The sequence below is a fragment of the Pseudomonas sp. UMAB-08 genome (assembly GCF_900095225.1).
Classification (GTDB): domain Bacteria; phylum Pseudomonadota; class Gammaproteobacteria; order Pseudomonadales; family Pseudomonadaceae; genus Aquipseudomonas.
On the sequence record NZ_LT607450.1, the window covers coordinates 1 to 2,207 of the forward strand.

Annotated in this window: 2 protein-coding genes and 1 pseudogene; all 3 read right to left on the reverse strand. The window is 56.5% G+C overall.

Features of this window, described 5'->3' with window-relative positions; translation table 11 throughout:
* Positions 1-384: 384 nt before the first annotated feature.
* Positions 385-1,359 (reverse strand): annotated as a pseudogene (locus tag K0F75_RS25345) (IS66 family transposase); the annotation flags it as partial.
* An 81-nt stretch (positions 1,360-1,440) separates the two neighbouring features.
* Positions 1,441-1,776: an IS66 family insertion sequence element accessory protein TnpB gene (gene tnpB, locus K0F75_RS26010; protein WP_236255050.1), complete on the reverse strand. Its 336-nt coding sequence runs from the start codon at positions 1,774-1,776 to the stop codon at positions 1,441-1,443.
* On the reverse strand, positions 1,773-2,105 hold the full coding sequence (locus tag K0F75_RS25355) for a transposase (RefSeq protein ID WP_236255051.1): 333 nt from the start codon (positions 2,103-2,105) through the stop codon (positions 1,773-1,775). The genes tnpB and K0F75_RS25355 overlap by 4 nt, the downstream gene beginning before the upstream one ends.
* Positions 2,106-2,207 lie beyond the last annotated feature (102 nt).

Consider the following 2,207-nt stretch of genomic DNA (forward strand, 5'->3'; position numbering starts at 1 on the left):
CGGTTATGTTGCGGCCAGAGTTATGTTGCGGTCGTAACGGCGAAGCCTCCCAATGGGGTTTTCAGCATAGAAAGCAGCACATAAATTTGAGCGGCACATTCCGCGCATAGTTCTCGCATGAACTTCGTAAGCTATGGCAGCGGAGGCCGGCTCGTGACAAGCACCACAGTTGCTCAGCACAGTGCTGTGGGCTTCTCTCGCGTTCAGCAAGCCAGCGGTTCCGCTTGGGGGCGTGCGCATGCGGCAGTTGAGGAGTAGCGATTCTTGAAAAGGGCTGATACCCGTAGCAGCGAAGGCCACTAGAACTCTGAAAATTATGTTACGCCGATCACCTACCGCTGCTACCAAAAAAGCTGATCGGCGCGGCCGGAATCACATAAATCAGGACGCAACATAACCGCCAAAATCGTCGCAGACCAACTTGCCTTTCCAGCCTTCCAGGAAGTTGCGGGCGTGTTCGCCTGCGCGGCTGGGGCTGAAGTCGTAAACGACCGCCGCCAAGTCCGAAAACTGGCTGGTAGCGTAGGCCCAGACATAGGAGCGATGGGTTTTCTTTGCGCCGGGCGTGAGCATCTGTACCGGCGTTTCGTCGGCGTGGATCACGCCGTGTGCAAGAACGGCATCACGCAAGGCATCCACCAGCGGCTGCAACTGCACACCACAGTTGCCAACCCATTGCGCCAAGGTTGAGCGAGCGATGACCAGGCCAGCTCGACCAAAAATCGATTCCTGACGATAGAGCGGTAGATGGTCGGCGAACTTCGCAATCATGACATGGGCCAGCAGCCCTGCGGTCGGGATGCCCTTGTCGATAACGTGCGCCGGAACCGGTGCCTGGATCAGCGTTTCGCAGTCATCACAAACCCACTTGCCTCGGATGTGGCGTTCGACAGTGAACACGCCCGGCGTGTAGTCGAGTTTTTCGCTGACATCCTCGCCAATACGCTTGAGGGCGCAGCCACACTGGCAATGGCTATTGTCGGGTTCGTGATGGATCAGGGTGCGCTGGAACTCCGGCGGTAACGCTGTGCGCTTAGGCTTTTGCTTTGTTTCGGTAGGAACGGAAGGTGTTTGCAGTGCCTGAAGCTCAGCTTCAATCGCAGCGATATCGGTATCGATCAGATCGTCCAGCAAGCTGGCTTGTTGCGGATTTAACTGCTCGCTGCGCTTGGCAAACTTGAAACGTTTGAGCTGTGCAATCTCGTGGGTCAACTTCTCGATCACCGTTTGGTCACGATGAATCTTTTTGCCCATTGCCTCGACTGCCTGATCGAGACTTTCGACACGCTGCATCAACTGCGCCGCCAAAGCACGCAGTTGTTCAGGGTTTAGTTGGTCGAGATTGGGGAGCGAATTCATACCGCCGATTTTGCCAGAACAGGCTAATACCGACGATAGATCCATCGGACAATTGCACGGCCCGACTGGCTATGGCGGGCGTTATAGGATGGAAATTGCGCCACTTGGCCCGACTCTTTGCCAAGGCAAACCCAGCACCAAAGCTTGCAACTGTTCCGCACCCAACTCCACCTGAGTACCGTGTCGAGAACCCGGCCAGACGAACTTGCCCTGGTGCAGACGGCGGGCCGCCAGCCAGATACCCAACCCGTCATGCACCAGCACTTTCATGCGATTGGCGCGGCGATTGGCAAACAAATAAGCACAGTGCGGCTGCGCCGCACCGAACACTGCCACCACTCGTGCCAGAGCAGTTTCGGTGCCGGCACGCATGTCCATGGGTTCGGTGGCGAGCCAGATTGAATCGATGCGGATCATCGCAACAGATCTCGAAGAAAAGTTGCACAGGCCGCTGCGTTTTCGGTTGGCCAGCTCACTTTGACGGTGCCACGCGGGTGTGGGATTTCGAGGCAAATAGTGGCTGGATTGATATCTGAGCGAGAGACGGGCGATTGTAGAGCCAGCGGAATGAAGGCTGGTTGCTTGGCAACACTTGTCTGCGATTGCAGTCGAATCCACTTATGGACGAGGTTTGCGTTGATGCCGTGGCTCAGTGCGACGCTGGCAATCGAAGCGCCGGGCTGGGCGCACTCTTGGATGACCTGGGCCTTGAAGGATTTGGAGTAAGAACGACGTGGTGGTTGCATGCGATACCCGCTTAAAAGGCTAGAACTGGTGTCCACTTCAATTTAGGTGGACACCATCGCCTTTGGCTCTGGGGTCAGGAAGATGTGTTGGCCGGACGCATA

What these genes read in the sequence shown, in the direction of transcription:
- tnpB (WP_236255050.1), bottom strand. Translation starts at nt 1,776, where the DNA reads ATGATCCGCATCGATTCAATCTGGCTCGCCACCGAACCCATGGACATG.
- K0F75_RS25355 (WP_236255051.1), bottom strand. Translation starts at nt 2,105, where the DNA reads ATGCAACCACCACGTCGTTCTTACTCCAAATCCTTCAAGGCCCAGGTC.